General features: G+C 61.8%; 26 protein-coding genes. 11 read left to right on the plus strand and 15 right to left on the minus strand.

All coding sequences use genetic code 11. The annotated features are described in order from the left end of the window. Positions 1–106: 106 nt before the first annotated feature. Both AC1D75_RS15195 and AC1D75_RS15200 read left to right on the plus strand, forming a co-directional pair. Entirely contained in the window at positions 107–1,078 is a 972-nt protein-coding gene (locus AC1D75_RS15195; RefSeq protein ID WP_495516165.1) for a sterol desaturase family protein, read from the plus strand. A 44-nt stretch (positions 1,079–1,122) separates the two neighbouring features. Continuing rightward, positions 1,123–2,637, plus strand: a complete 1,515-nt coding sequence (locus tag AC1D75_RS15200; RefSeq protein ID WP_495516890.1) for an ATP-dependent DNA ligase — start codon at positions 1,123–1,125, stop codon at positions 2,635–2,637. Between the two features lie 28 nt (positions 2,638–2,665). Here the strand turns inward: AC1D75_RS15200 and AC1D75_RS15205 are convergent, their stop codons facing one another. From AC1D75_RS15205 to AC1D75_RS15215, 3 genes are all read right to left on the minus strand, one after another. Beyond that, positions 2,666–3,583 (minus strand): SDR family NAD(P)-dependent oxidoreductase, encoded by a 918-nt coding sequence (locus tag AC1D75_RS15205; RefSeq protein WP_495516166.1) that lies wholly within the window; start codon positions 3,581–3,583, stop codon positions 2,666–2,668. Positions 3,584–3,687: 104 nt separating this feature from the next. Then, positions 3,688–5,106: an acyl-CoA reductase gene (locus AC1D75_RS15210; RefSeq protein ID WP_495516167.1), complete on the minus strand. Its 1,419-nt coding sequence runs from the start codon at positions 5,104–5,106 to the stop codon at positions 3,688–3,690. Then, the gene (locus AC1D75_RS15215; protein WP_495516168.1) at positions 5,103–6,467 is read right to left on the minus strand and encodes a hypothetical protein; all 1,365 of its coding nucleotides are present in this window, start codon (positions 6,465–6,467) and stop codon (positions 5,103–5,105) included. The genes AC1D75_RS15210 and AC1D75_RS15215 overlap by 4 nt, the downstream gene beginning before the upstream one ends. 116 nt (positions 6,468–6,583) lie before the next feature. Between AC1D75_RS15215 and AC1D75_RS15220 the strand changes: the two genes are divergently transcribed. The 3 genes from AC1D75_RS15220 to AC1D75_RS15230 all read left to right on the plus strand — a co-directional run bounded on the left by AC1D75_RS15220 (position 6,584) and on the right by AC1D75_RS15230 (position 10,293). Further along, positions 6,584–7,246: a TetR/AcrR family transcriptional regulator gene (locus tag AC1D75_RS15220; protein ID WP_495516891.1), complete on the plus strand. Its 663-nt coding sequence runs from the start codon at positions 6,584–6,586 to the stop codon at positions 7,244–7,246. Positions 7,247–7,489: 243 nt separating this feature from the next. After that, positions 7,490–8,767: a cytochrome P450 gene (locus AC1D75_RS15225; RefSeq protein ID WP_495516169.1), complete on the plus strand. Its 1,278-nt coding sequence runs from the start codon at positions 7,490–7,492 to the stop codon at positions 8,765–8,767. Positions 8,768–8,898: 131 nt separating this feature from the next. Then, positions 8,899–10,293 carry an ABC transporter substrate-binding protein gene (locus tag AC1D75_RS15230; protein ID WP_495516170.1) on the plus strand — a complete coding sequence of 465 codons (1,395 nt, stop codon included), beginning with the start codon at positions 8,899–8,901 and terminating at the stop codon, positions 10,291–10,293. Between the two features lie 104 nt (positions 10,294–10,397). Here AC1D75_RS15230 and AC1D75_RS15235 read toward each other — a convergent pair whose 3' ends face one another. From AC1D75_RS15235 to AC1D75_RS15245, 3 genes are all read right to left on the minus strand, one after another. Beyond that, positions 10,398–11,036, minus strand: coding sequence for an FMN-dependent NADH-azoreductase (locus tag AC1D75_RS15235; RefSeq protein WP_495516171.1), 639 nt, complete (start codon positions 11,034–11,036; stop codon positions 10,398–10,400). Positions 11,037–11,134: 98 nt separating this feature from the next. After that, the gene (locus tag AC1D75_RS15240) at positions 11,135–11,887 is read right to left on the minus strand and encodes a dienelactone hydrolase family protein (protein ID WP_495516172.1); all 753 of its coding nucleotides are present in this window, start codon (positions 11,885–11,887) and stop codon (positions 11,135–11,137) included. Between the two features lie 56 nt (positions 11,888–11,943). After that, positions 11,944–12,309: a YybH family protein gene (locus AC1D75_RS15245; protein ID WP_495516173.1), complete on the minus strand. Its 366-nt coding sequence runs from the start codon at positions 12,307–12,309 to the stop codon at positions 11,944–11,946. Positions 12,310–12,400: 91 nt separating this feature from the next. Between AC1D75_RS15245 and AC1D75_RS15250 the strand changes: the two genes are divergently transcribed. The 4 genes from AC1D75_RS15250 to AC1D75_RS15265 are packed head-to-tail and all read left to right on the plus strand — an operon-like array spanning position 12,401 to position 15,323. Beyond that, positions 12,401–13,279 carry a LysR family transcriptional regulator gene (locus AC1D75_RS15250; protein WP_495516174.1) on the plus strand — a complete coding sequence of 293 codons (879 nt, stop codon included), beginning with the start codon at positions 12,401–12,403 and terminating at the stop codon, positions 13,277–13,279. Beyond that, positions 13,279–13,920 (plus strand): 5,6-dimethylbenzimidazole synthase, encoded by a 642-nt coding sequence (gene bluB, locus AC1D75_RS15255; RefSeq protein WP_495516175.1) that lies wholly within the window; start codon positions 13,279–13,281, stop codon positions 13,918–13,920. The genes AC1D75_RS15250 and bluB overlap by 1 nt, the downstream gene beginning before the upstream one ends. 58 nt (positions 13,921–13,978) lie before the next feature. After that, positions 13,979–14,329 carry a GntR family transcriptional regulator gene (locus AC1D75_RS15260; protein WP_495516176.1) on the plus strand — a complete coding sequence of 117 codons (351 nt, stop codon included), beginning with the start codon at positions 13,979–13,981 and terminating at the stop codon, positions 14,327–14,329. Position 14,330: 1 nt separating this feature from the next. Next, positions 14,331–15,323, plus strand: coding sequence for a DUF1648 domain-containing protein (locus AC1D75_RS15265; RefSeq protein WP_495516177.1), 993 nt, complete (start codon positions 14,331–14,333; stop codon positions 15,321–15,323). A gap of 124 nt (positions 15,324–15,447) precedes the next feature. Here AC1D75_RS15265 and AC1D75_RS15270 read toward each other — a convergent pair whose 3' ends face one another. From AC1D75_RS15270 to AC1D75_RS15290, 5 genes are all read right to left on the minus strand, one after another. Continuing rightward, positions 15,448–16,119, minus strand: coding sequence for an isochorismatase family protein (locus AC1D75_RS15270; protein ID WP_495516892.1), 672 nt, complete (start codon positions 16,117–16,119; stop codon positions 15,448–15,450). 5 nt (positions 16,120–16,124) lie between these two features. Beyond that, complete coding sequence (locus AC1D75_RS15275) at positions 16,125–17,651, minus strand: sugar ABC transporter ATP-binding protein (RefSeq protein ID WP_495516178.1); 1,527 nt, start codon at positions 17,649–17,651, stop codon at positions 16,125–16,127. Then, entirely contained in the window at positions 17,648–18,685 is a 1,038-nt protein-coding gene (locus AC1D75_RS15280) for an ABC transporter permease (protein ID WP_495516179.1), read from the minus strand. Before AC1D75_RS15280 ends, AC1D75_RS15275 begins: the two co-directional genes overlap by 4 nt. Before the next feature lie 52 nt (positions 18,686–18,737). After that, on the minus strand, positions 18,738–19,868 hold the full coding sequence (locus AC1D75_RS15285) for a substrate-binding domain-containing protein (RefSeq protein WP_495516180.1): 1,131 nt from the start codon (positions 19,866–19,868) through the stop codon (positions 18,738–18,740). Positions 19,869–19,938: 70 nt separating this feature from the next. Next, positions 19,939–20,682, minus strand: a complete 744-nt coding sequence (locus AC1D75_RS15290; protein WP_495516181.1) for a maleate cis-trans isomerase family protein — start codon at positions 20,680–20,682, stop codon at positions 19,939–19,941. 360 nt (positions 20,683–21,042) lie between these two features. Between AC1D75_RS15290 and AC1D75_RS15295 the strand changes: the two genes are divergently transcribed. Together AC1D75_RS15295 and AC1D75_RS15300 are read left to right on the plus strand one after the other, a co-directional pair. Beyond that, positions 21,043–21,456 (plus strand): GlcG/HbpS family heme-binding protein, encoded by a 414-nt coding sequence (locus AC1D75_RS15295; protein WP_495516182.1) that lies wholly within the window; start codon positions 21,043–21,045, stop codon positions 21,454–21,456. A gap of 57 nt (positions 21,457–21,513) precedes the next feature. Further along, entirely contained in the window at positions 21,514–22,350 is an 837-nt protein-coding gene (locus AC1D75_RS15300; RefSeq protein ID WP_495516183.1) for a mycofactocin-coupled SDR family oxidoreductase, read from the plus strand. Between the two features lie 181 nt (positions 22,351–22,531). Here AC1D75_RS15300 and AC1D75_RS15305 read toward each other — a convergent pair whose 3' ends face one another. The 4 genes from AC1D75_RS15305 to AC1D75_RS15320 all read right to left on the minus strand — a co-directional run bounded on the left by AC1D75_RS15305 (position 22,532) and on the right by AC1D75_RS15320 (position 25,985). Then, complete coding sequence (locus tag AC1D75_RS15305; RefSeq protein ID WP_495516184.1) at positions 22,532–22,957, minus strand: cupin domain-containing protein; 426 nt, start codon at positions 22,955–22,957, stop codon at positions 22,532–22,534. Positions 22,958–23,019: 62 nt separating this feature from the next. Next, complete coding sequence (locus tag AC1D75_RS15310; RefSeq protein WP_495516185.1) at positions 23,020–23,805, minus strand: 2OG-Fe(II)-dependent halogenase WelO5 family protein; 786 nt, start codon at positions 23,803–23,805, stop codon at positions 23,020–23,022. Positions 23,806–23,939: 134 nt separating this feature from the next. Further along, on the minus strand, positions 23,940–25,172 hold the full coding sequence (locus AC1D75_RS15315) for a CaiB/BaiF CoA transferase family protein (protein ID WP_495516186.1): 1,233 nt from the start codon (positions 25,170–25,172) through the stop codon (positions 23,940–23,942). A gap of 141 nt (positions 25,173–25,313) precedes the next feature. Then, entirely contained in the window at positions 25,314–25,985 is a 672-nt protein-coding gene (locus AC1D75_RS15320) for a GntR family transcriptional regulator (RefSeq protein ID WP_495516187.1), read from the minus strand. Positions 25,986–26,069 lie beyond the last annotated feature (84 nt).

A 26,069-nucleotide genomic window follows, 5' to 3' on the forward strand; every position in this document is an offset into this window, starting at 1 on the left:
GCTCAGGGGTCCTGTACGCTCACGTACCAATCAAGAGTTACACCCTGGATCACAGTGTAACGTCAAGAGGTGAATCTGGGTCTGACCAGTTGAGAAGGGGACCAGTATGGACACCGCAGTGCCGGTGTTGACGGCATTACCTGAGCCGTTGCGTGATCCGGTGGCCCTGGCGATCCCGTTCTTCATCTTGTTTCTGCTGCTCGAGATCGCAGCAGCCCGCATCCTTGAACACCGGGAGGCCGCTGTCCCCGAAGGGGCACATCAAGCCGCTGTCTCCGAGGATGTGACTGTTGCTGATCGACCAGGTCCCGGCGCCTATCTGAGGGCTGATGCGCGAGCCAGTATTTCGATGGGCCTGGTCTCCATCGTCACCACCGCGCTGTGGAAGGCACTTGCCCTACTGGTCTACGCCGCACTGTTCGCCTACGTGGCGCCCTGGCAGTTGTCCGCCGACCAGTGGTACACGTGGGTCATCGCACTGGTCGGCGTTGATGTGCTCTATTACGTCTATCACCGCTGCGCTCATCGGATTCGGCTGATCTGGGCCACACACCAGGCGCACCACTCCAGCGAGTACTACAACCTTTCGACGGCCCTGCGGCAGAAGTGGAACAACAGCGGCGAGATCGTCATGTGGTTGCCTTTGCCGCTCTTGGGTGTGCCGCCGTGGATGGTCTTCTTCGCGTTCTCGGTGAGTCTGGTGTACCAGTTCTGGATTCACACCGAACGCATCGGGCACCTCGGTCGCCTGGTTGAGTTCATCTTCAACACCCCGTCCCATCACCGCGTCCACCACGGCCGCGATCAGGAATACCTCGACAAGAATTACGGAGGCATCCTGATCATCTGGGATCGCATGTTCGGGACTTTCCAGAAGGAACTGCATCGTCCGCACTACGGGCTCACCAAGCCGGTGGACACATACAACATCTGGCGACTGGAGACGCGCGAGTACGTCGCGATCGCCGGCGATGTCCGGCGTGCGGCGCGGTGGCGGGACAAATTCGGGTACGTCTTCGGTCCGCCGGGATGGCAGCCACGACAGTCCGCCGCCGCCGAGGTCATGTCGGCGAGCTGAGCGACCCGCAATCGGGTGTCGGTGCTGATCGCTACCGTGGTGGTGTGTTGCTTGCAGAGGTTGTGTCCACGAGTGCGGCTGTGGCCGGTACCCGGTCGCGGAAGACCAAGTCGGCCGCACTTGCGGCGCTGATCAAGGCGTGTGCGCCCGACGATGTCCCCGCCGTGGTGTCGTGGTTGTCGGGCGAAGTGCCGCAGGGACGTCTGGGTATCGGATGGCGCACCCTGGCCGACGCGCGAACCGAGCCTGCGGCGGATTCCGCGTGGACCGTCGCAGAGGTCAACCAGCTCTTGACCGAACTGGCCCAGACGTCCGGTGCAGGGTCTGTGGCCCGGCGCAAAGAACTGCTCACGCGGCTGATGTCCGCGTCCACGGACGATGAACAGACATTCCTCATCCGTCTACTCACCGGCGATATGAGGCAGGGCGCGGGCGAAGGGGTGATGACCGATGCGATTGCGGTCGCGGCCGACCTGCCTGTCGACGTGGTCCGGCGTGCATTCATGCTGTCCGGTGATCTGGCGGTGACAGCTGTCGCCGCGATCAGCGGTGGGGCGCAAGCGCTGGGGGAGTTCGCCTTGAGCGTGGGTCGTCCGGTGCGACCCATGCTGGCGTCCCCGGCCACCTCACTTGCCGATGCCCACACTGCGCTCGGTGGTGCGGTGAGTGTCGAATACAAGCTCGACGGTGCCCGTATTCAGGTGCATCGCAAGGGCGATGAGGTCGCCATCTATACCCGCACACTCAACGACATCACCGATCGAGTGCCTGAGCTGGTCGACCTGATTCGCGAATTGCCGTGCGAATCCGTGGTTCTCGACGGTGAAACGCTGGCGTTGAACGACTCCGGCCGCCCACGCCCATTTCAGGAGACGATGAGCCGGTTCGGTGCCACGTCCAAACGTGAACTCCTACTGCACCCCTACTTCTTCGACTGTCTCCATCTCGACGGCGTCGACCTGCTCGATGAACCCCTGTCCCGTCGTCTGGATGCACTGGACCGCGTTGCGTCCGAGCATCGCATCCCATCACTGGTCGCCCCGGATCTCGCCGCGACCGAGATGCACCTCGACGCCGCGCTCGCGGCCGGCCACGAGGGCATCATGATCAAGGCCCTCGACTCGGTGTACGCGGCCGGGCGACGCGGCAAGACCTGGCAGAAGGTCAAGCCTGAGCACACGTTGGACCTGGTGGTGATCGGTGCCGAATGGGGATACGGCCGCCGGACGGGCTTTCTGTCCAACCTGCATCTGGGTGCGAGGGATCCCGACGGCGGCGACCCGATCATGGTCGGCAAGACGTTCAAGGGTTTGACCGACGAACTGTTGCGTTGGCAGACAGACGAATTCCCGAAACACGAACGCAACCGCGACGACCACACGGTGTACCTGACGCCGGCACTGGTTGTCGAGATCGAACTCGATGGTGTGCAGGTCAGTTCGCGCTACCCGGGTGGGGTGGCGCTCAGATTCGCCAGAGTTCTCCGCTATCGACCGGACAAGACTGCGGCGCAGGCCGATTCGATCGATGCGGTCCGTTCTCTGTTGCCCGGCCGGTGACCGGCAGTGTTCTGAGCTGGGGAGTGTCTCAGATCGGAAAGGCGACCCCGGTCAACTCCTCCGAGACTGTCCATAGCCGCTGCTGGACGTCCACTTGATGAGACTTTGGGCTGGACGTGACCAGCACAGGATTGCCGCGTTGTTCCATGAAGCCACCGGGTCCGTAGTACTGGGCCCCCAGCACGCCAGGGTCGGTCGAGGCGCGCAGGATCGGTAAGGCCCCCATGTCTGCGGACTGGAAAAGGAACTTCGCGGCCAGGTCCTGAGCCCAGCGGAGCTTCGCGGGAGTGTGTCGGGTCAAATTGGTATTCGCGCCGCCAGGGTGGGCCGCGACGGCGATGGTGGTGGTGTCCGCGGCCGCGAGTCGTTTGTCGAGTTCGTAGGTGAACAAGAGGTTGGCCAATTTCGACTGTGCGTAGGCTGCTGCCGGGGAGTAGCTGTGTTCGGAGTGCAGGTCTGCGAAATTGACGCCGGCCCGGACCTTATGGCCCAGGCTAGTGACCGTTATGACTCGTGATCCCTCGACAGGTAGCAGGTGGTCGAGGAGGAGCCCGGTCAGCGCGAAATGTCCGAGATGGTTGGTGGCGAATTGCAATTCGTAGCCATCTTCGGTGACGGTCTTGGGAGTGAACATCACCCCGGCATTGTTGATCAACAGATCGATGCGGGGGTGCATGGATCCGAGCACGGCCGCGGCGTCTCTGACTGATTGCTGTGATGCCAGATCCAGTTCCTGGACAGAGACTTTCGCGTGGGGGTGGGATGTGAGGATCCGTTCGGCGGCTTCCTTGCCCTTGGTCGTATCGCGCACGGCGAGGACCACGTGTGCTCCGCTGCCCGCGAGTACAAGTGCGGTCTGGTATCCGAGACCCCCGCCGCCGCCGGTGATGATCGCGACGCGGCCGCTTTGGTCAGGTACTTCGGTCGCGGTCCATCGACTACTCATTGGGATGCTTCTTCTTTCAGATCTGGCGGTAGAGGAGTGCCCAGCTCGACTGAGGGACGAGCTGAGCGCTCTACCTGGGAGGCCCCAGCAACTGCTGATCTTGGTCAGGCGTCTTCGTCGGACATCCAGTGCACGAAGCGCTGAAGCGAGTACATGGCGTCGTGGGGGCTTCCGAGGACGTGTTTGGCCGCGGACCCCAGACGGACGACGCGTTGCGCGCCGGCGCAGGCGAGTCGATCGCGCAGCGCGGTTTTGCGTTCGTAGGGGTAGATACCGATCGTCTGTGTCGCGACATTGACGAACGGAACTGCAGCATCGAGTGATTCGACGTGGACGACATTGATGGTCTTGCCGCTGGGGTGAAAGGAGACTCGCTCATCGGAGAGCACGACCATGCCGGCTCCGTCGAAGGTGCCCCACACTTTGTATTCGCCGCCCATCATCTGAAGCATTTCGATCTCTTCGCGCATCTCGGAAGGGATTGGTGGTGCTGTGGCAGAGGCGGTCTCGCGGTCGACACCCAGGCGTTCAACGAGCTTCGCGCAGTATTCTTCGATGCCTTTGCGGTCGCCTTCGGCATACACGAATCGGCTCGCGAGGCAGGCTTCCTGGTTGAACAGTGTGGCGTCTTCGGCAGTCTGTTCGGCCACCGCTTCGATGGTCGCCTGGTCGGTGAAGGCTTCTTTGCCGAGCATCGAGATCGACGTCTTGGGGTCGAACGACACGAGTTGCAGACCTGGTCCGAGGTAGCGGATGACGTTGTCGATGGCCGGTCCGCCGCCCCAGGCTGCGATCTTGTCGAAGTACTGCGGGCGGTACAGGGTTCGTTCGATGGTTTCGTCGCCACCGCGCCAGTAGATGGCTGACATCGAGCGCACAACCGGGTGGTCGGGATCAATGTCGGCCATGGTGCGCAGTACGGCGACGGTGGTGAACGGGTCGCTCGATGGCATCTTGAAGAGGTTGACCGCCTTGACCAACGCGCCCTGGGCAATCGAGGAGATGCAGCCCGCCGGCGAATTACCTGCCAGCATGTGGACCATGCGTGGTGGGAACGCGCGGATCGCTCCGGAGTTGCCGTGGATGTCGGTCCGTGAAACCCAGCCGTCGAGGGCGGCGGGGTTTGCGAAGTTCGACTCGATCATCGAGGTGAGCATGCCCCGTTCGAGTAGATACGGCGCACCGCGGTACAGGTTTTCGACCACGCGACGTGGTAGTGGATTGGTCTCCACGACGCGTTCGAGTGCTTCCTGCATATACGGGTTACGTTCCAGCGCAAGTTGTTCGCCGGTCTCGACCAGGAAATCGATGATGTCGTCGACCTTCACGTCGAGCAGAGGCGGAAGTTCCGAACGCGGTTGGATCAGCTGGTCCAAATCGATTTCGGGCGTGGTGAAGTCGACGCCGAGGTCGCGTGACCGGTGCCGGACCGAGGCGTCGGTGACGAGTTTGCCGCGAATAAAGAAGTGTGCGGCGACAGCAGGTTCTTGATCGGTCGGCTGAGAATTGAGGTCGATACTCATGAAATCCCCCGAACATAGGCGTCGGTGGTGCCGGAGCAGCTGATCTTGTCGCCGCCGGGCAGATCGGAGTATCGGCTGATGTTGTCGCGGATGGAGGGGCTGCGGTTCCCGCAGGCGCAGGGGTTGTAGTCTGCGACGATCTTGTCGCCTGAGATGACACCGTTCCAGCGACCATCGAGGGACAGGTCGAAAAACGCTGCGCGCCCTTCGATTTCTCCGGTCGACGACGGAAGGAGATTTTCACCCGTCTCATCAAGGAGTAGCAGCATCAACCATGGCGGGACGTGATAGCGCTTGGCGCTGCAGCGTGGCATGGCCGCGTTGATCTCCTGCATGCCGTACATCTGGAACACGCGCTCATCTGCGAGGTTGAAGGTCTCCATGATGTATTCGAAGTAGTCGGGTGGGAGGTTTGCCCCTTTGAGCCCGCCGCCGATGTAGATGGTGTTCTCTGGATGAAAGTCGTTGCCGCCGAATCCCATTTCGCGTACTGCCGCTGCGATCGGATAGAGCGAGGCAAACATTCCCGAAAGGAGCATCTTCTCGTTGCGGCCGATCACAAGGGCTTCGGCCGAGATCGTCAACGCCTGTTCCATGATCTGCTGACGCGCGGCGGAGGTTGCCTCGAACCTGGCCATGTCCGCGGGCCGCGCGGTGCCGTCTGCCATCGCTTTGCGCAAGGTCACCATGCTGGTGATCTGGCCGATCGTGATCGGCGGGACCGGATACAGGAAGGGCTCGGAGTCCGGGGACGTGAAGCCATCGATGAGCGCATCACGGATCGTGAGATTGCGCGGCGCTGTCGCTGTCGGAGCCAGGCCATACAGCTTGCGGCCGTCGCCCGGCGTTGAACCCGAACCCCAGGCGAACGAGCGAATCGCCTCACGCCGGTTCCATTCGAGGTCCGCTTGTGAAGAGTTCATCATCGCCGACTTGCCGGTGGTACCACTGGAACAGCACAGAAAATGCCCGGCACGTTCCAACCTGCCGAGCCATTCGTCGATATCCGAAACGTCTTCTAGATCAACATTTTCCACCGGGTTGGTGGATATGGTTTCGAGCCACCTGCTGAGCCTGTCCCACTTCTGTTCCACAAGCCACCCCTCGGGATAGCTCTTGTAGGCGGTGTGTGCGAACAGTAGCGGGACGAGGTCTTCCTGCGTCTTCACCTCAGTGATGCCGGCCTCGTCAGCGCGGTTCTGCAGCAGTCGGATTCGTCCGAGCCGATCCTGAAACAACTCGTTTGCCGCCTCCAGCTGAAGAGGTAACAACTCGGCTGCGGGAACGTCGTAACATTCGTTCGCATCCACCATGCTGGTCAACCTCGTGAGGGCCGACCCCGTATCGAGCGATGTGGCCATCTGATTTCCCCTTTAGTTGTGGACTGTCGGTGGACTGCACTTAACCGTATTGGCACCACAGACGTATACTTATTGAGAAAATCGGGTCTCCGGTCCTGGCGGTGGTAGACGTGTCGATGCACGTCGAAGCGGTAATCCGCGCTATTTTTGAACAGATGACAACACGTCGAGGACGGCCGACCCATGCCGAGGCCAAGGAGCTGGACCAGCAGTTGCGCGAAGCTGCGGTTGCAACCTTCCTTCAGCACGGGTACGACGGCACCACGATGGAAGCGATCGCGCGCGCTGCGGGGATCACGAAGCGGACGCTTTACGCCCGTTATGCGGACAAGCACGAACTCTTTGTCACGGTGATTCCATGGGCGCTTTCGCGTCTTGATGAGCAAGACGTGGTCCACGAACCCGAGGGGGACGACGTGGCCGCATCGCTCATCGCGATCGGTCGCGGGGCGATTGCCCGCGCCGTGGATCCGCGGACTACGCAACTCATGCGGCTGGCGATGTACGAGACTTCCCGGTTTCCCGAGTTCGATGTCAAACCAGAATCGATGGCGTGGTCAGCCCAACATCGGGCTGTCGCTGACGCTCTACGCCGTCACCAGAGTCGACAGGGTCTCGTGATCGCCGATGTCGAACTGGCGGCGGAGCAGTTTCTTGCCATCGTTGTGGTCTTGCCCGGTCGGCTGGCCGACTTCGGGGTCTTCCGCTCACCCGAGGAAGAGGAACTGCGCCTTCAGCACGCGGTCACGCTGTTTCTATATGGCATGCTGCCCCGCTGAGCCCTCGCGGGGCTTGGTCACCACGAATGGCGAGCCGGTGGGACCGGCTGATCGGTGCTGAGATTTTAATATCCGGTTTCGTGTACATAATCGAGTCTTGGGGTTATGCTCGTCACACCTTGCGCCATATGCCCAGGTCAGGCGAGCGGAGCCCTCTTCGCGACGCGATCTGCCGGCGTCGGCAATGCACACGACCGCAGGGGATAGTGCCATCAGGCGAGCCCAATGATCCCGGGAGATTCCATGAGCGACTTCGACTCGATCGACTACTTCACCAACGCTTCGATTGTCGATGATCCGTACCCCTACTACGACCACTTGCGGTCGAAATGCCCCGTTCAGCACGAACCGGTTCACGATGTGGTCACGGTGACCGGCCTCGAGGAAGTGGTCGAGGTCTACCGGGATACGGAAACCTACTCGGCCTGCAACTCGGTGTCGGGACCCTTTCCTCCACTTCCTTTCGTACCGGAAGGTGACGACATCGGCGCTCAGATCTTGGAGTTCCGTGACCAGATGCCGCTGAGCGAACACATGGTCACGATGGACGCTCCGGAGCACACGCGCGCTCGAGGGCTCCTCAATCGTCTGTTGACTCCCAAGCGACTCAAGGAAAATGAGGAGTTCATGTGGCGCCTCGCGGATAGTCATCTCGACGAGATTGTTGACAAGGGTAAATGCGAGTTGATCGAGGAGTACGCAAAGCCGTTCTCGCTGTTGGTGATAGCTGACCTGCTCGGTGTTCCGTCAGAGGACCATGAGATCTTCCGTGATGTGCTCGGCGCACCCCGAAAAGGTTCGCGCCCAGGCACGTTGGAAAACGAACCGCTGATGCACAACCCGCTCGCGTTTCTCGATGACCGTTTCACAACGTACATCGAAGATCGCCGCCGCGAGCCTCGCGATGACGTACTCACCGGCCTCGCCAACGCCAAATATCCAGACGGTTCAACTCCCGAGGTCATCGACGTCGTGCGTTCGGCGACCTTTCTGTTCGCCGCCGGTCAGGAAACCACCGTCAAGCTGATCAGCGCCGCGCTCAAGGTTGCCGCCGAGCGTCCGGACCTGCAGCAGTTGCTCCGCGAGGACCGGAGCCGCATCACGCTGTTCCTCGAAGAGACCCTCCGGTTGGAAAGCCCGGTCAAGAGTGACTTTCGACTTGCTCGCACCAGCACGACACTCGGTGACGTCGAGATTGCCGCCGGGACCACGGTGATGTCCGTACTGGGCGCGGCCAACCGCGATCCCCGTCGTTTCGAAGACCCCAATCAGTTCAAGATCGATCGCCCGAATGTTCGTGAGCACGTCGCGTTCGGGCGTGGAGTCCACTCGTGCCCTGGTGGACCGCTCGCTCGCGCCGAGGGCCGAATCAGCCTCGAGCGCATGCTTTCACGGATGGGTGACATCAGGATCTCCGAGACCGAGCATGGTCCGGTGGACAACCGCCGCTTCTCCTATGAGCCGACCTACATCCTGCGCGGTCTGACCGAGTTGCACCTCGAGTTCACACCTATCTCATGAGCGGGTCGCGACGGTAGTCGCCGCAGGCTCCGACTGATCCATTGGCGACGCGGCGCAGGAACTCCGCGGTCGGTATGCAGATTCAATGGCACAGCCTTGCAGATGTGCCCTTTCGACATAGGAGGAGCAAGTTGAAATCACACCACTCGGTCATCGCTTTGATGGCCGTTGCGCTGATCGTCGCCGGCTGTAGTAGCCGTAGTGGCGACAGTGGTGACAAGAACGACGGCGGCGGCGGCGGTACGTCCGCGTCTGGAGAGGCCTCAGCAACCGCATTCGGTGACCTGGGTGAGATCTGCGGCACCGGATCGCCGAAAGGTTCTCCTGCACAAGGGGTTACCGGCACCGAGATCCATGTCGGTGTAGCATCGGACATCGGCTTCACCAAGGTTTCCGAATTTCCGGATGCGGCGAAGGTCTTCACGTCATGGTGCAACGAGCAGGGCGGAATCAACGGTCGCAAGATCGTCGCGACCACCCGCGATTCGAATCTGCTGCAAGTGCGCCAGCAGATGGTGACGGCTTGCCGTGAGGACTTCGCCCTGGTCGGCGGAGGTCATGCGTTCGATGGGCTGGGCGTCAAGGAACGTCTTGGGTGCGGGTTGCCGAGCTTCCCGGCTCAGGTGGCCCAACCACAGTCCGTGGGCTCAGACCTGGAGGTCAGCGCATCGCCGAGTCGGGTCGCCGGCTACGACCCGTTCTACGGAATGGGAGAGTGGCTCATCCAAGATGCCTATCCTGAATCTGCTGGAGCGATCGGGATCATCAGCGGAGATTCGCCGGTTGTGAAAACCACGGGCGATCAGTCAGAAGAAGCCCTGACTGCGGCGGGGGGCACCGTGATCTATCGCGATTCATATCCCCCGACAGGGATCGCCGACTGGACGCCCTATGCGCAGACCATCAAGAACAAGGGCGTGAAGGGTCTGTTCTTCTACGGGGTGCCGGAGCAGTTGGCGAAGCTCGAAAGTGCGCTCACCGACATGGATTACAAGCTCGATTGGATCAATCCGGGAAACAACGCGTACAACGACTCGTTCATCGAGGCATTGGGCACGTCTGCCGGCGAGCAGAACAATGTGGTCGAACTCGGCGGAGTTGCGCCGTTGGAGAGTTCGGATGAGGTGCCGGCGATGCAGCAGATCCATGACCTCTACAAGCAATATGCGCCGGACGCAGAATTGACGTTGCCGTCGATCCGAGCATTCTCTGCGTGGCTGCTGTTCGCCAAGTCGGCGGCAAGTTGCGGGGATGATCTGACGCGGACGTGCACCTACGACGCTGCCATCCAAGAATCGGCGTGGACAGGTGGTGGGCTCACGGCACCGGTCGATTTGACACCGGGCGCCGCGCCGTCGCCCTGCTTCAACGTCGAGCAGGTGACGCCGGACGGCTGGATAGCCGCCGATTTCCAACCTGACAACGGTCCGTATCGCTGCAACATTCCGGCCTACAAGTACCAGAAAGACTATGGCAAGGCGATGACACTCGCTGATGTCGGCAAAACCATGGCCGACATAAACTAGAGGCCGTGACCGGGTAGCGACTCTGCGAGTCGCTACCCGGTGACGCAGGCCGCATCAAGACGGCGATGCGCGGGCTCCATAAACGATTCCTGGGTCGCCGCCGCTCAAATCTGTTGTGCGAGTTCGACAACTCTGTCGCGGGCGGCCGCCGTGGAGGTGGTGGCCTGCTCGGTGAACGGATCCAGAGCCGGGATCCGTCCGACGAGCGTCAGATCGGAAGTCACCACATCGACTTTCATGCCCAGAGCCGTACCCAAGACCTGTACCAGCGGGGGCACGGTGTGGTCGAGGCCTTCGTCTTTGGCGCCGGGACCATATGCCAGGCCACGTGAGGAGATGATGACCACCGGGATCCCGGCGAATGGCTGATCGGGTGTGTCGTACGGTGCGGTGGTTCCCAGAACGTGGATGTGGTCGATCCAGGCTTTGAGGGTGGACGGAATGGACCAGTTGTACATCGGTGCGCCGATGACCACCGCATCTGCGGTGGCTACCTCGGCGATCAGTTCGGCCTGCAACGTTTCGGCTTCCGGCGCCACATCCTCGACATCAACCCGGAGCCGCGGCGCGTAATGCAGGCCGGCATCGGAGATATGCGGTACCGGATCGGCGTGCAGATCTCGATACGTCACGGTGCGGCCCTCGCCGCCCTCGAGCCACGTTGTGGCGAACAGTCCGGTCAGGTCGCGGGAGACCGATGTCTTCGGATTGGCGGAGGAATCGATGTGCAGCAGCGTTGGCATCTACCCATTCTTGTTGTTGCCGGCGACAAAAGCACAAATTGCAGTCATAAACACACGTAGCAACGTGTGCTTATGACTGCAATTTGTGCTTTTGCGGGTCAGGGGGTGAGGTTCTCCCGGAAGAGACTCTCGAGGGTGTTGAAGTGGCGTTCGTCGGCATCGGCACGATAGGAAGGGATGTCCGACATCGTGAAGCCGTGGGGCGCATCCGGATACACCTCGGAGGTGTACAGCAGACCCGCTGCGTCGAATGCGCGTTCCAGGATCTCGATCTTTTCGGCAGGCATCGACCGGTCATTGTCGGCGTGCCCGAGGTACAGGCGCGCCCGCGCGCTCTTGGCCACGATATGTGGGCTGTCGACGGCGTCGGTCACAAGATTGCCCCCATGGAACCCGGCAGCAGCCTTGACTTGATCCGGTCGCGCACCGGCGGTACGCAACGCCAAGGCCGCACCCATGCAATATCCGGTGACACCGATCCCGTCGCCGCTGACGTCCGGCAGCTCGAGCAGGCGATCAACGTACTCGCCGACGTCCGCGGTCGCCAGGCCCGAGCCCAAGGAACGTACTCGGCCCATCGCGCCGGACATGAACTCATCACGGTAGGCGGGATCGCTCAGATCGCCCTGCACAGCGAGGTCCTCGATGGTGCCGTGGCGGTAGAAGGCGTTGGGGGCCATGACGACAAAACCCCAGCCGGCAATTCGGTCGGCCATCTCGTAGATGCGCGGGCGAAGACCGAAGGCATCCATATACAAGAGGACGCCGGGATGAGAATTCTCATCCGGTCGGGTTACATAGGCTTCCGCAACGCCGTGTCCGGCCTCGATCTCGATGGTGGTGCGCAACATGGACACAACGCTACCGGGGCCTCCCGTGCCGGTTTCGACGGGTCAACCCTCCGCTCTTACGAACTCGGGTTGACGAACTCGGGTTGGTCGAGCAGTCGCAGCCAGCTTCCGTCGGCTTGCCTGCGCGCCACCTGGGCGCGGGCTCCGGCCCCGTCTCGCGGTGGGGTCGAGGTCAGGGCGATGTTGCCGCTGACCAGCGTCGGAAGGGGTTCTTCTGGGTGGAATTGTGGGCGATGGGACAGGACCTGCGACCACAGTTCTTGGATCGCTGCGCGTCCCACCGTTTGCCCGCCGGGCGGATACGCCATCACCGCGTTCTCCTCGTAGAGCATGGCAACACCCTCGGCGTCGCCGGCATTGGATCGCTCCACAAACAGTCGAGTCAGGTCTTCGGGACGCTGCGCGGTCTCTCGGGGTGACATTGTTCATCCTTTCGTTGGTGTGATTCCAGCCTCGCCCGACTCCTGTGAGAAGTCCAATAGATTGTTCTGCCACATACTAGAATCTGGAGTTATGGAACTGAGGCAGTTGGAGTACTTCATCGCCGTCTCCGAGGAGGCAAACTTCACGCGTGCGGCCGAGCGCGTACGGATCAGCCAGTCGGGCGTGAGTGCCCAGATCCGGCAACTCGAACGAGAACTCGGTGCGCAGTTGTTCGATCGGTCCAGCCGGGTCGCCCGGCTGACCCCCGCGGGTGAGGCCGCGCTCGGCCCAGCACGTACGGCTCTTGCTGCGGTCGGCGCAGTGGGTCAGGCGGTGGATGACGTGAGCGGGCTCTTGCGGGGTCGGTTGTCGATCGGGATGGTGGTCGGCTGCACGATCACACCGCTGTTCTCCGCGATCGAGAAGTTCCGCAGTTCCTACTCGGGCATCGAAATAGCTGTCCAGGAGGCCAATTCAAACATGTTGGTGGACGACGTCCGAAATGGCATGTTGGACGTCGCCATTGTCGGCACCGCGGGTCCGGTCGGCGACGAATTGCAGGCATCCGTGATCGTAAGTGAGGGACTTGTGGCGTTGGTGCCGCCCGGGCATCACCTGTCAGATCGAAAGCGCATCGCAGTGACCGATCTGGCGGGTGAGCCCTTGGTGGCGATGCCGGTGGGAACCGGCCTGCGGTCGGTGCTGGACATCGCCTGCACTGCAGCCGCTTTCTCGCCCATGGTGGTGATCGAGGCCAGCGCCGGGGACGCTGTGCTGGAGTGTGCGGCCCGGGGGCTCGGGGTCGGAATCCTGAGCGAGTCGATGAGTGCGGATAATCGGGGACGGGTGCAAGTGGTCCCGATCGTGGGTGTCGACGTCCCGGCACACTTGTCCGCGGTCTGGTCCGCGCCGACGAGCCCCGCGGTGCAGGCATTCATTCCGATTCTCCGAGAGGCATTCGACCTGTGATGGAAGATCATTCGTTCACCGACACCGAGCGCGCGGCAGTCTATCGCGCCATAGCCGAACGACGCGACATGCGCACCTTCGTTGCCGGTGCGAACGTACCGGTCGAGGTACTCGAGCGATTGCTGCAGGCGGCCCACGCCGCGCCCAATGTGGGTCTGATGCAGCCCTGGCGTTTCATTCGGATCACTGATCCGCTCCTGCGGAAGCAGATTCACAGTCACGTCGATGACGAACGCCGGCGCACCGCACACGCGCTCGGCGAGAGGGCCGATGAGTTCATGGCACTCAAAGTCGAAGGCATCCTCGAGTGCGCAGAACTGTTTGTTGTTGCGCTGCGTGATGGCCGGGAGCGTCACGTGTTCGGTCGTCGAACCATGCCGCAGATGGATTTGGCCTCGGTGTCGTGCGCAATCCAAAATCTCTGGCTTGCAGCGCGTTCCGAAGGACTCGGTATGGGCTGGGTGTCGTTGTTCGAACAGCAGGTGCTCGCCGAGATCGTGTCACTGCCTGCCGGTGCCGAACCGGTGGCGGTGTTGTGTCTGGGGCCTGTTCCCGACTTTCCGCATCGCCCGGTTCTCGAGATCGAGGGGTGGGCGACAGGTCGTCCACTGAGCGAGTTCGTCGGCGAAAACGGGTGGTGAACTCTGGCCACCGCCGAATGGACTTGTTCTAGTTCAACTAGAACTATAAGGTGGTCGTGTGCTGATACGCGTGGATCCGGCAGCGCCACAGGCGCTCTATGAGCAACTCGCTGCCGCGATCAGAGGTGCAATCGTCCGCGGCGAAGTGGTTGCGGGGGAGCGACTTCCAGGAGCGCGCGATCTGGCCGAGTCGCTCGGGGTGAATGTGCACACCGTGCTGCGCGGCTACCAGGAGTTACGCGACCAGGGTTTGGTCGAACTCCGTAGGGGCCGAGGTGCGGTCGTCACGCACACCGCGGTGCCGGACGAAGTCGACCTGAGGTCGGCGATCGAGGCCGTGTACGCCGCCGCTCGGAAGCTGGGGCTCGGTGGCGAGGATCTGGCTGCAATGGTTCGGGAAGGATACTGAAATGGGTTCGCCTACAGGTGAAACGAAGCGACCGCTGGCGTCGTTGCTGGGCGTGGCGGTGACGATTCCGGTCATCTCAACGCTGGTTTCGACGATGCTGCTCAGCAGCTGGCGAGATGATCTGCCCGAACAGGTCGCGACCCACTGGGGTTCCGGTGGCGAGCCGGATGGCTTCACATCTGTGTCCGGCCTGATGTGGACGCTGATCATTGTGGGGATCGCGCTGATGGTGGTAGCGGTGGTGGCGGCCACGGCGTTTCGGGAATACACGGTGTGCGCGCAAGTCGTCAGTGGTGTCGCCGCGCTGGCAGGTTTCATCGCGACGTTGACGCTGGCGGCCACCGGCGTCCAGCGTGACAAGGTCGACGTATCCGCGGTCGAACTACCCTGGTGGTCACTGGTTCTCGCGTTGGCTGTGGGTGCTGCGTGTGCGATTGTGGTGCATCGATTGGTGCCGAGGTGGACGATGCCGGTAGATCTGGATCGCTCCACTGTTCCGATGAGGATCGAGCCGACCGAACGTGTGGTGTGGACAAGGACGGTACTCAGTGGCGGAATCCCACTGGTACTCATGGTGTCCGGCGTGATGATGTGCCTGCTGGTCGCGGTGTTGTCCGGGCAGTGGTTGTTCGTGGTTATGTCAGTGGCCGTCGCAATCGTTGCGGTGCTGATGTACGGGATGCGGGTGACGGTCGACCAGGCGGGCCTGCATGTCAGAAGTGTTGTCGGCTGGCCCGAGATCATCATCCCGGCATCGGAGATCGCCGCCGTCCGCACTGTCAAGGTCAGCGCGATCAAGGACTTCGGCGGATATGGCTATCGATTCGGATTTCGTGGGGACCTGAAGGGCGCCAAAGGGTTCGTCCTCAAGTCCGGTGATGGAATCCTCGTCGACCGGGTTGATGGCGGTCGCCAGATCGTTGTGGTCGACGATGCGGATACCGGAGTGCGTTTGCTCGAGGCATACCGAATGCGTGCCCAAGATCCGGCTTGAGGTTTGAGGGTGTCCCATGAACGCGGTCACGCCCGAGTTTTCCCGGCAGGATGTGCGCTTGGAAAACTCGGGCGTCAACTGTTTACGATCCGTTGTGCAGATCGAAACCGGATATGGCGAAAGATCAGGGCGTCAGCGAACCCAGGATCGTGATCGCGGTGTCCAGATCGATGATGTCGGCGTATTTCGCACCGACGTCAAAGAGGTTGGAATCGTGGATTTCCTGGCTCCGGTCGCCGCAGGCCTCGTTCACCACCTTCGGTATGAATCCGTGTTGCATCGCGTCGGTGGCGCTGGCACGTACACACCCCGAAGTGGACACCCCGGAAATGAGAACTGTGTCAACACCGTTGGCCGTCAGCGTTGACGCCAACGAGGTCCCGAAAAAGGCCGACGCGTACTGCTTGACAACAACGATCTCACCCGCGATCGGTATCAGCTGTGGCACAAAGGTGCCCAACCCATCTGGATGATCGGCCTCGAGGAACCGCAGGGCCGCGACCTTCTTGGTGAACAGTCCTCCGTCCGCAAGCCCGGGGGCATATTCGACCCGGGTGTGGACAACGAGGATGCCGGCAGCTCTGGCGGCTTCCACCAATGTCGAAGCCCGCTCGATGACGGTCGGATCAGGCAGGCACAGTGGTGATCCCGGCCGGAAATAGGCCTCCAGCATGTCGATCATCACCAGTGCCGGACGGCGGCCCCAACCGAGTGAGCCGCCGAATCCTGCCTGCTCGTAGTCCTGATGCTTGGTGACGCCGGACTTGTCGACACCCGGCCTTTCAATCGCACCGATTTCGGTCACGCCGAAACCTCGACTGCCCGCTCACACGCTTCGAGTAGGGACTGTTCGCTCAGCTCGGCTTGCGGGAGTTCCGCAACGATCTGCCCGTCGTGGAGGACCAACACACGGTGACAGATCGCCGCGAGTTGTTCGTGGTCACCGGAGAAGACCACAACCGATGCGCCGTCGGCAGCCAGATCGGCAACACGATCGAGCAGCTGACGGGAGGCTCCGGCATCCACGCCCTGGGTGGGTTCGTCGAGGAGGAGTACCGAGGGCTTCATCTGCAGCCACTTGGCCAACACCAGTTTCTGCTGATTGCCGCCGCTGAACTGGCGAACCTGCCAATACGGTTGCGCAGGAACCATACCGGAGTTCTCGACCAGCTCCAGTGCATCTTCGCGTTCCTTGCGCCAGTTCGTCAGGAGACCGAACTTGGTGTATTTGCCCAGAGCGGGAAGCGTCGCGTTCTCCACGGTTGACGCATCGAGCCAGACACCGTCGCGATGACGGTTTCCCGGAACCAATGCCAGCCCGGCCGCGATTGCCGCGCGGGGTTTGTCCGCGGGCACGTCCGTCCCGTTCACGGTGACCGTTCCCGCCGTGCGTGTCAGCTTGCCGGCAAGCAGGAGGGGGAGTTCCTCATGACCCATCCCGGCAAGGCCGGTGAACCCGACGATCTCGCCGCTCTGGACGGTCACCGACAGGTCACGGACAACTCCGCCGCTGACGCCTTCGAGAACCAGTTGCGGTGTGGGTTTTTGGGCCTTTGCGGGTGGATCGGGGTAGTACTCGGTCAATCGACGTCCGAGGATGTCTGCGACGAGGTCGGAGCGGGTCAGCCCCTCGGTGGACCGGGTCAGTACCCGCTCACCGTCGCGCAGCACAGTGACATTGTCACAGTCGTCGAGAACCTCACCGAGACGATGGCTGACAAAGATGACACTCGAACCGAGGTCGGCAACATTGCGCATCATTGCTGTGACCTGGGCGGCTTCGCTGTGTGAGAGCGAGGCTGTCGGTTCGTCGAGGATGAACAGATGACCCTCGTGCCCGTCACCCAGGGCCCGAACCGCACGCACCAAACCGACAAGTGCGCGCTGTGCGGGACTGAGATCGGAGACCATCGTGTGCAACGGCAGTTCGATGCCGATTCGATCAGCGATCTCGCGACAGGCTCTTGCTTCCTTACGGTCTTGCACCCAGCCAAGGCTGCGCGCGCCGTAACCGGTTGCAACTCCGATGTTCTCGAGCACGGTCATCTCCGGTGCAAGACCGAGGTCCTGATGGATGACGGCGATGCCGTGGTCGGCGGGGTTGTGGACCGGGAGGTCCAACTCCTTGCCGAACAGCTTCACCCGGCCGGTCTCGGGCCGGTAGTAGCCTGCCAGGCACTTGATCAAAGTGGACTTGCCACTTCCATTTTGACCAACCAGTGCGTGCACCTCGCCACGCTGCACCTGCCAGGTCAGAGGGTGCAACGCGTAGTTTCCGTCGAACTGCTTTGACAGATCCTCGATCTCGAGTGCCGGGCCCGTGCTCATTTCGCTGCGCCCCGCCGTTTGCCGACCAGCTTGGCCAGTGCGACCGCGATCATCAGAGCCAAGCCGTTGAACAGCGGGCTGACCCAGGATGCCGCGCCGGCGAGCTGTAGGCCGGTGATGCCCACGACCAACAGGTACACCGCCACCATCGTGCCGATCGGGTTGAAGCGACCGACCGTGATCGCGGTGGCGCCGAGGAATGTCGCGGCAAAAGGCGCCAGCAGGTACTGGTTACCGATGCCCGGATCGATGGCGCCCAGGTTGCCCACCAGGATGATTCCGATGATCGCGCCGACCAGACCCGACACCACGTAGGTGACGGTGCGGATACGGGCGACAGAGATACCGGCGAGCAGTGCAGCGTCCCGGTTGCCTCCGATGAACAGCATGTAGCGGCCCACCGGCGTGCGCTGGTAGATGAACCACAACACCACCACGAAGATCCAGGCGTACCAGGTGGTCATCGGCAGGCCCATCAGTTTTGCCCGCGAGAGCTCCACATAGAAGTCCGGGACGCCGGTGACGATCTTGGAATCGGTGATGGCATAGCCGATTCCGGACAGTGCGGTGAACATGCCGAGAGTCGTGATGAACGAGTCGACGCCGATCTTGACGACAAGTAGGGCGTTGATCAATCCCACCACCACGCCGACGGCAAGGGCGACAAGGATGACGACCGCGGGTGAGTATCCGTTGGTCGACATGACCGCGACCACACACGCACTGGTCACCATCACGCCGGGGATCGCGAGGTCGAAGTCCCCGGTCCGTAGTGCGAGGGTGGCGGCCAGTGCCAACAGCAGGATGATGGCCTGCGAGTTGATCATCGCCGAGACGATGCCCGTCGACCTGAACTCGGGCAGGAACAGTGCGCAGATCGCAAACGCCAGCACCAACAGACCGACAAGCGCATAGCGCTCCACGATCGACGTACCTTGACGAACTTTGTGGGTGTTGGCCGGCTTTTCCGGCTTGTTGGGAGTTGCCGCGTTGCCCGTGGACGGGGCGACTACGGCACCAAGGTCATTACTCATGATTTCTCCGGTGTGTGTGGCCGCGGGCATGTGCATGCCCGCAGGGCGACGGCTACTTCGCCCAGGCCTCGGTGAAGGCGGCCTGGAAATCGGTGTAGTTGGGGTTCACTGCGTCATTTGAGTCACCGACGTTTGTGCTGTCGATGAGACGGGTCGGGATGACCACTCCGGACGGCTGCGCCCCGGTGATCGCCCGAATCGCGTCATCGAGCATCGTCCAGCCGAGCCATGCCTCGGGCGGTGCCGCCACGGTCACGTCTTGGCCCTTGCCCGAGCGGATGGCGTCGAGACTCGAGGCGATCCCGTCACGGCCGAGGATCTTTGCGTTCGGGTTCTTCATCGCAACGGTCGGCTCGACGAAGGTGACGCCGGAGTCCCATGCGGTGAAGATGTAGTCGGTCTTCGAGTCACGGGTCATCTCGGTCTGCACCTTCTGCGGCAGATCTGTTGCAGCGTTGGCCAGGTCGATGTCCAGGGCGGTCAGCTTGCAGTCGTCGGGGCAGTACTCGTCGTAGACGCCCTTCGCTCCATTGGCCATGTTCTCGTAGATCTCGATGGCGGTCGGCTGTGCGAGAACCGTCGTTGCGGTGCAACTCGAATCGGCCAACGTCCACGCGGCAAGCGATGCGCCATCGGCGGTGTAATCGGCGCTGATGTTGGAGAACACGCCATTTGCCAGCGGGGCGCTGGCGTCACCGGAGAGTGCGTTGATCACCGGGATCCCGGCGTTTTTGGCATCGGAGAGGGCTCCGGCCAACAGCGCAGGTTCGACACCGAGCAGCACGATGGCGTCTGCCTTCTGAGCGATTGCCTGTGACACACCCTCGTTGAACTTGTTGGTCTGACCCTGACCGTCGAAAATCGTGGTCTTGACGCCGGCTGCCGCGGCAGCCTCGTTGAAGCCGTTGGTGGCGGCGGTGGTGAACTCGTTGGTCACCACATTGATCATCCAGATGCTCTTGCCCTTGGCGGCGGCGAGATCCAGGGGAGCCTTGGGGGCCACCAGCGGTGCGGGCTCTTTGGCAGCCGAAACCAAGTCGGTTGTGGCGGTGGTGCATTCAGCATTGCCGGCCGCCTTGTTCGACGAGCCGCTGTTGCTGCTGTCGTCGGTGGCGCTGGTACATCCGGCAAGTAGGGATCCCACAGCGAGCGCTGTGACCATCCACGATGCGGTCTTCTTCACGAAGTCCTCCTGATTGGTATTCGGGTTGGGGGTTGATGCTTCTTCGGAGCTGTGGAGCAGTGGTGTGGATTCAGTGCTCGCGGAGCAGGCTTCCGGAGCCGCGAACCTGATCGGTGATCCCGTTGGTGCGCAGCGCATGCCACCAGGTGGCAGCGTTGATGGCGATGACCGGTTTGCCCAGCCAACGCTCGGCCTCGTCGGCGAGGCCAACCATCGACAGATTGGTGCCGACCTGCACGATCGCGTCGATGTCGGGGCCGTCGACCTCAAGGATGCTCTGCCGCAATGTATCTTCGGAGACCCTCGCGATGTCAACCGCGGACGGGCATTTCAAACCCTTGAGATTGACGACGTCGTATCCGGCTTCGGTGAGGAACAGGCGCACCATGTCGTCGGCGATCGGCTGGTACGGAGTGATGACACCGAGCCGCTTGGCACCGAAGAGGTCGAGCGCGCGGCGTACGGCATCAGCACCGGTGGCCAGCTTTTTGCCGGAGAAGGTTTCGATCTGCTCGGTGAACAGTCGGTTGCCTTCGATTCCGCCCCAGAAGGTTTCAGCCGACATGCCCATCACCAGGTAGTCCGGATCGCAGGTCAGCACGCGCTCGCACGCCGCATTGATCTCGGCACGGATCTGGTCGAGCAGGCCCTCGAAGTCTTCGTTGTTCGTCAGGGTTTGATTCCGGATGTGGATCCGTGCGACGTGGGGGGTCACCCCGGGCACTGTCATGCGGTAGTAGTCCGGCTCAACGACCGTATTCGTCGAAGGTGCGAGAACGCCGAAGACGTTGCGCCAGCCGAGTACGTCAACCATGAGACTCCTTTGGGGATTGCACACAACGTGTGGTGTGCCAAAACTGATTCTGTGTACATCGTGAGATGCGGTGTTGCCGCACGTTAACGAAAGCTACGGCAGTTCCGTCACGAAACAATAGCGGTAGAGACGCGTGTTTACAGGGAGTTTACTAGAAGAAGCCCATGAATCCGGCCTGCGGAAAGGCCCTTTATGCTCCTGAGCTGCGCTAATGATCTAAACAAAGTTGTATACATAATGGTTGACCTTGGACGGTTGTGCAGTCATAATTGTGTGCAGTTCGATCACATGAAGCAAAGCAAGCGGTGCATGACCACCTCAGGTGGATCGTCGACCCCCCCGCGAGGAGAAGGAGCAGCCATGGCCACTCAACGAACGGTCTTGACCTTGGATGACGCGGAGGCCGTGGTGGCGACAGCTCGTGCCAAGGCCATCGAGATCAATGTCCCGATGGCTGTGACCGTCATCGATCATGCAGGTCAGATGATTGCGTACATCAAGATGGACAACAGTCCACTGATGGCCGAGCCGATGGCAAAAGGCAAGGCGTACACCGCTGTTGGCATGGGTCAGCCCACGTCGATGTGGGAAGATGCCGGCGCAGCGAGTCCGTCTTTTGCCGGATCGATCACGGCAATCCCGGGCTTCACGCCTTTCGGCGGCGGACTTCCGCTCCTGGTCGACGGAACACTCGTCGGTGCCATCGGAGTGAGCGGTGGAACGACCGAAGATGACATCAAGGTGGCGACCGCGGGCGTGTCCGCGATCAAGTAACCAGCATGGCTCCAACGTTTTTGACCGAATGATCATCAATGAGAACAGGATTTGAACATGGGTAAGTTTGACGGACAGGTCGCCTTCATCACCGGTGGAGCGCGTGGACAGGGCCGCTCGCATGCGGTTCATCTCGCCGAACAGGGTGCTGACATCGTCATCATCGATTCGCTCAAAGACAACGCAACCACCCCGTACGGAATGGCCACGCAGGCTGATCTGGACGAGACGGTCGGCCTCATCGAAGGGCTGGGACGTAAGGTTCTGGCGCGCCAGATCGACGTGCGGGATCTGGACGGGCTCATCGCCTTTGCCGACGAGGTCGTCGAGAAGTGGGGCAAGATCGACATCCTGCTCGCCAACGCAGGCATCATGACCGCTGTGCCGGTTGCCGAGATGAGCGCCGAGGTCTGGGGCGAGACCGTCGACATCAACCTGACGGGTGTCTTCAACTCCTTCCGCGCGGTACTGCCGCACATGGCGAAGGCAGGCTACGGACGTGTCGTGGCAACCTCGTCGGGTGGCGGGCACATCGGATTCAACAACCTCGGCCACTACTGCGCCGCCAAGTGGGGCGTCATCGGCCTGGTGAAGTCTGCGGCAATGGAATTGGCCCAGTCCGGCGTGACCGTCAACGCTGTCACCCCGACCAACGTCAACACCGACATGATCCGCAACGCATCGTGCGAGGCGTTGTTCCTGCCGGGTATCGAGAACCCGACCATCGAACAGATCGAATCCGCATACGTCATCAACCCGATGGGTGTGCCGTGGATCGAGCCGATCGACGTCTCGCGGACCATCGCATTCCTCGTCTCGCCGGAGTCGAAGTACATCACCGGTGAGACCATCGGCCCACTGGCCGGTTCGGGTGCCACCAACGGCGCTGCGTAACAACAGGTAACCCGCACCTTCTCGCGCAGCGGGGTCCTTCGAATGTTCGCGCATTCGAAGGGCCCCGCTTTGCTGTGCCGGTGGTACCGGGGAAACAAAGCAGCGCCCCGGCCGAGGCCGGGGCGCTGCTCGTCCGCCAAAATCACCTTGGGGGGGAAGGTTTTTCGGCTGGTCTGGGGGCCTACCGCTTTGCTCGCTCGGCGAGCTCGGCGTCGGTGTACCAGGTCTTACGGGGCGGGGACTTGATCTCCAGCTGGATGGTGTCCTCGAGGGCTTCGCTCATGTGCGGCACTCCGCGCGGGTGCAGCCAGGTGTCGCCGGCCTCTGCGATGAACTCTTCGCCGCCGATCACCAGGCGAAGCTTGCCGCTCAGACAGTATCCGATGGACTCGTGATCGTCGTGCTGATGCATCGGGTCGACCATGCCCTTGCCCTTGAAGGCCTCGACAAAGATCATGTCCTGGCCGACCATCAGCGCGCGGACGGTCAGTTCACCCTCTTCGACGGTATCCTCGATCAAACTGACCGGATCCGACGGGATGTCCGAGTTTTTGGTGAACAAGCGTCCGCTGGGCTTGATCATCCGATCTTCGATGTCGATCGCCATGGTTTCTCCTTCAATATTGTTGGGCTGTAGAACTTTTTGGGCTTCGAACTGTGATGGTGGGGTCAGGACCACATCAGGAGGTCGTTGTCCTTGGTGCCGAGGAACGATCCGATCGACACCCGACCCTCGGCGGAGTTTTCGCCTGCCGAGATCCTGTGGGGGTTGCGGGGGTTGAACAGAACAACCTCGCCGACCTTCGGTGCAAAGGTGAAGCTTTCGATCGAACTGTCGGATTCGATGTCGCCGCTGGGCAATCCGCGCGCGGGATCTTCACCTTCGGCCGGAATCCACGGGCTGTTGTAGACGGTGGTCTCGCCGCCTGCGGAAGGGCACTGGGTGTAGAGGTTCCAGGTGATCTGGTCCTCGATCTCGCCGATCGCCCAGTCGGGCGAGTTGTACGGGGCGTAGTCGGCGTGCAAGTGCACGCCGTTGGAGGCGATGCGCACGACGACGGGGCAGTAATCGCCAAACCCCGGCTCGGTGGGCACGCGGATTTCGCCGTGCGGGTGGTACTCGCCGAGCATCGTACGGAAGCGTTCCGGGACATCGACCGATTGTGCGTAGAGCTTTTCTTGCGCGGCAACGGCGGCCGGCACGGCGTCGAAGAATTCGGCTTTGCGGCCGCCATCCTGGCGGTACTCGTACATGACCAATCCGAGGTAGTGGGTCGGTGTTGCAACGCTGTACGACTTGAGGTCGGGGGAGGTGTGTACGGCCTGTGAGAACGCGGCGCATTCGTCAGCGGTGGCGAAGTTTTCGATGCGGATCGCGGGGATCTCGTTGCGTATCAGGGCCGCCAGCGATTCGGCACTCAATTCGGCTGCGGTGTTCTGCTTCCATGCAGGCATGTAAATCGGTCCTCTCTACGATCCCGTGTTGCGGATTCTTACGATGAAATGTCGCAGCGGGAGTACTTGGTTAGTTAGTCTTGCATACAAAATGGAGACGTGGTTGCGGCTGCGTTACATCTGGACCAAACGGTTCAGATCGCGCCTGAACTGCGCAGATCCGCGATTTCCTGTGCTGTCCGGTTCAGCGCGGAGGTCAGGATTTCGGCGGTGTGCTCGCCGAGTTCCGGGCCGAGCCACCTGATCGAGCCCGGCGTCGAGGACAGTTTCGGTGCCACGTTCTGCACCGGGAACTCGCCGAACAGCTTGTGCTGCACCTTCACAATCGCCTCGCGGGCGATGAAGTGTGGATCGTTCATCATGTCCCGGGCCTGGTATATCCGTCCGGCGGGCACACCTTTTTCCTCGAGGAGCACCAGCAACTTCTCGGACTCCTGTGTGCGCGTCCACTCTGCGATCAGGTCGTCGAGTTCGGTCTGCCGGATGCCACGTTCGGTGTGATTGAAGTACCGGGGATCGGATGCCAGTTCGGGCCGACCCATGGCATCAACCAGGCGTGCGAAGACGGTGTCCTGGTTGGCGGCGATCAGGATGCTGCTGTCGTCGGCGGTCGGGTAGACGTTGCTCGGCGCGACATTGGGGAGAATCGACCCGGTGCGCTCGCGCTGGTAACCGGTCAATTCGTATTCGGGCACAGTGGATTCCATCATGGCGAGCACGGCTTCGTAGATCGCCGAGTCGACCACCTGTCCGCGGCCGGTTCGCTGCACGCCGTGCAGGGCCACCAATGCGCCAATCGTGGCGAACACCGCAGCCAGCGAGTCACCGATCGAGATTCCGGTGCGGCTGGGCAGGCTGTCCGGATCGCCGGTGATGTGACGCAATCCGCCCATGGCCTCGCCGATCGAGCCGTAGCCCGCACGCGGTGAGTATGGACCGGTCTGGCCGTAGCCGGTGACGCGCACCATGATCAGTTTGGGGTTGACGGCACTGAGTTCTTCGTAGCTCAGGCCCCACCGTTCGAGGGTTCCCGGTCGGAAGTTCTCGATCAGGATATCCGCCGAGGCAATGAGATCGCGGGCGATCTGCTGTCCTTCAGGGGTGCGGAGGTTGCAGGTCACCGACTTCTTGTTGCGCGCCACAACGGGCCACCACAGCGACTGGCCTTGCGAGCTCTCGCGGCCCCACTGACGCATCGGGTCGCCCTTGCCCGGATCTTCGAGCTTGATGACCTCGGCGCCGAAATCGGCGAGCAGCTGGCCGCAGAACGGGCCTGCCAGTAGCTGGCCCATCTCGATGACCCTGAGATCGGAGAGCGGACCCGACTGGTCCGGGGTCTCGTTTCCTTCGATGTGTGAGGTGGACATATCAACTTCCTCTGCGGTTGGAGCCCGATCGAGAATCGAGCTGTGCTGTGCGCGAACGGCATACGAATTCGACCCCGGTCGCATGTCCCGGGATGTGGATTGTGGTGACGACCTTTGTCGGTCGTCGTCAGATATGACTGATCAGTCCAGGACGGCGCCAATGCCTTTGAAGATCCCGACCCCCGATGTCTGTCCGGTGTCCGGTCGGAGCATTCCGGCGCGAGCGTTGTGTATGTGACAGCGCATCACGGACTCGGCCCACTCCGGGTTGCCGGCTCGGACCGCGGCAACGATCTCGAAGTGGTGAGACAGGCTGCGGGACAGAGCGTCTTCTTCGAAGTGTTTGTAGTTCACGGTTGCGAGATTGATATGCCTGACGGAGGTGAGTGTCGCTGCGAGCTGGCTGCTTTGGGTCTTCTCGGTCAGAATGGCGTGGAACTGGCGGTTCAGTTGTGCGATTGCCGGGAAGTCCCGGTCACCATCGGCCCTGCCGAGGTGCTGCATGTGGCCGGCCAGTTCTTCGAGTTTGTCGATCTCCTTGTCCGACAGCCGCCCGACGGCCATAGCGGTGGCGACCGGCTCCAAAAGGAGTCGGAGATCGAAGATCTCGGTCAGCCGCTCCGCAGTCCATGTTGCAACGCGGGCGCCCTTGTTGGGTGACATCACCACCAGGCCTTCTGCGGCAAGGCGTGCCAACGCCTCGCGTATCGGAGTGCGGCTGACGTTGAGTAGGGCTGCCAGTTCCACTTCGCCCAGCCGGTCGCCTGCGTTCCACTGACCCTCCACGATTTTGGCGCGTAGAAGATCAGTCACGCTTTGCGATGCTTGCGACACCAAGTACCTCCCTCGATTGCATACATCCTATCGCGGGTGTTCGACTCAGACAACCAAAAATGG

Source organism: Williamsia sp. Y712, from assembly GCF_059445525.1.

What these genes read in the sequence shown, in the direction of transcription:
- AC1D75_RS15315 (WP_495516186.1), bottom strand. Translation starts at nt 25,172, where the DNA reads ATGTCCACCTCACACATCGAAGGAAACGAGACCCCGGACCAGTCGGGT.
- bluB (WP_495516175.1), top strand. Translation starts at nt 13,279, where the DNA reads ATGGAAGATCATTCGTTCACCGACACCGAGCGCGCGGCAGTCTATCGC.
- AC1D75_RS15280 (WP_495516179.1), bottom strand. Translation starts at nt 18,685, where the DNA reads ATGAGTAATGACCTTGGTGCCGTAGTCGCCCCGTCCACGGGCAACGCG.
- AC1D75_RS15215 (WP_495516168.1), bottom strand. Translation starts at nt 6,467, where the DNA reads ATGGCCACATCGCTCGATACGGGGTCGGCCCTCACGAGGTTGACCAGC.
- AC1D75_RS15290 (WP_495516181.1), bottom strand. Translation starts at nt 20,682, where the DNA reads ATGGTTGACGTACTCGGCTGGCGCAACGTCTTCGGCGTTCTCGCACCT.
- AC1D75_RS15245 (WP_495516173.1), bottom strand. Translation starts at nt 12,309, where the DNA reads ATGTCACCCCGAGAGACCGCGCAGCGTCCCGAAGACCTGACTCGACTG.
- AC1D75_RS15295 (WP_495516182.1), top strand. Translation starts at nt 21,043, where the DNA reads ATGGCCACTCAACGAACGGTCTTGACCTTGGATGACGCGGAGGCCGTG.
- AC1D75_RS15210 (WP_495516167.1), bottom strand. Translation starts at nt 5,106, where the DNA reads ATGAGTATCGACCTCAATTCTCAGCCGACCGATCAAGAACCTGCTGTC.
- AC1D75_RS15235 (WP_495516171.1), bottom strand. Translation starts at nt 11,036, where the DNA reads ATGCCAACGCTGCTGCACATCGATTCCTCCGCCAATCCGAAGACATCG.
- AC1D75_RS15225 (WP_495516169.1), top strand. Translation starts at nt 7,490, where the DNA reads ATGAGCGACTTCGACTCGATCGACTACTTCACCAACGCTTCGATTGTC.
- AC1D75_RS15205 (WP_495516166.1), bottom strand. Translation starts at nt 3,583, where the DNA reads ATGAGTAGTCGATGGACCGCGACCGAAGTACCTGACCAAAGCGGCCGC.
- AC1D75_RS15220 (WP_495516891.1), top strand. Translation starts at nt 6,584, where the DNA reads ATGCACGTCGAAGCGGTAATCCGCGCTATTTTTGAACAGATGACAACA.
- AC1D75_RS15240 (WP_495516172.1), bottom strand. Translation starts at nt 11,887, where the DNA reads ATGTTGCGCACCACCATCGAGATCGAGGCCGGACACGGCGTTGCGGAA.
- AC1D75_RS15300 (WP_495516183.1), top strand. Translation starts at nt 21,514, where the DNA reads ATGGGTAAGTTTGACGGACAGGTCGCCTTCATCACCGGTGGAGCGCGT.
- AC1D75_RS15250 (WP_495516174.1), top strand. Translation starts at nt 12,401, where the DNA reads ATGGAACTGAGGCAGTTGGAGTACTTCATCGCCGTCTCCGAGGAGGCA.
- AC1D75_RS15305 (WP_495516184.1), bottom strand. Translation starts at nt 22,957, where the DNA reads ATGGCGATCGACATCGAAGATCGGATGATCAAGCCCAGCGGACGCTTG.
- AC1D75_RS15265 (WP_495516177.1), top strand. Translation starts at nt 14,331, where the DNA reads ATGGGTTCGCCTACAGGTGAAACGAAGCGACCGCTGGCGTCGTTGCTG.
- AC1D75_RS15195 (WP_495516165.1), top strand. Translation starts at nt 107, where the DNA reads ATGGACACCGCAGTGCCGGTGTTGACGGCATTACCTGAGCCGTTGCGT.
- AC1D75_RS15275 (WP_495516178.1), bottom strand. Translation starts at nt 17,651, where the DNA reads ATGAGCACGGGCCCGGCACTCGAGATCGAGGATCTGTCAAAGCAGTTC.
- AC1D75_RS15310 (WP_495516185.1), bottom strand. Translation starts at nt 23,805, where the DNA reads ATGCCTGCATGGAAGCAGAACACCGCAGCCGAATTGAGTGCCGAATCG.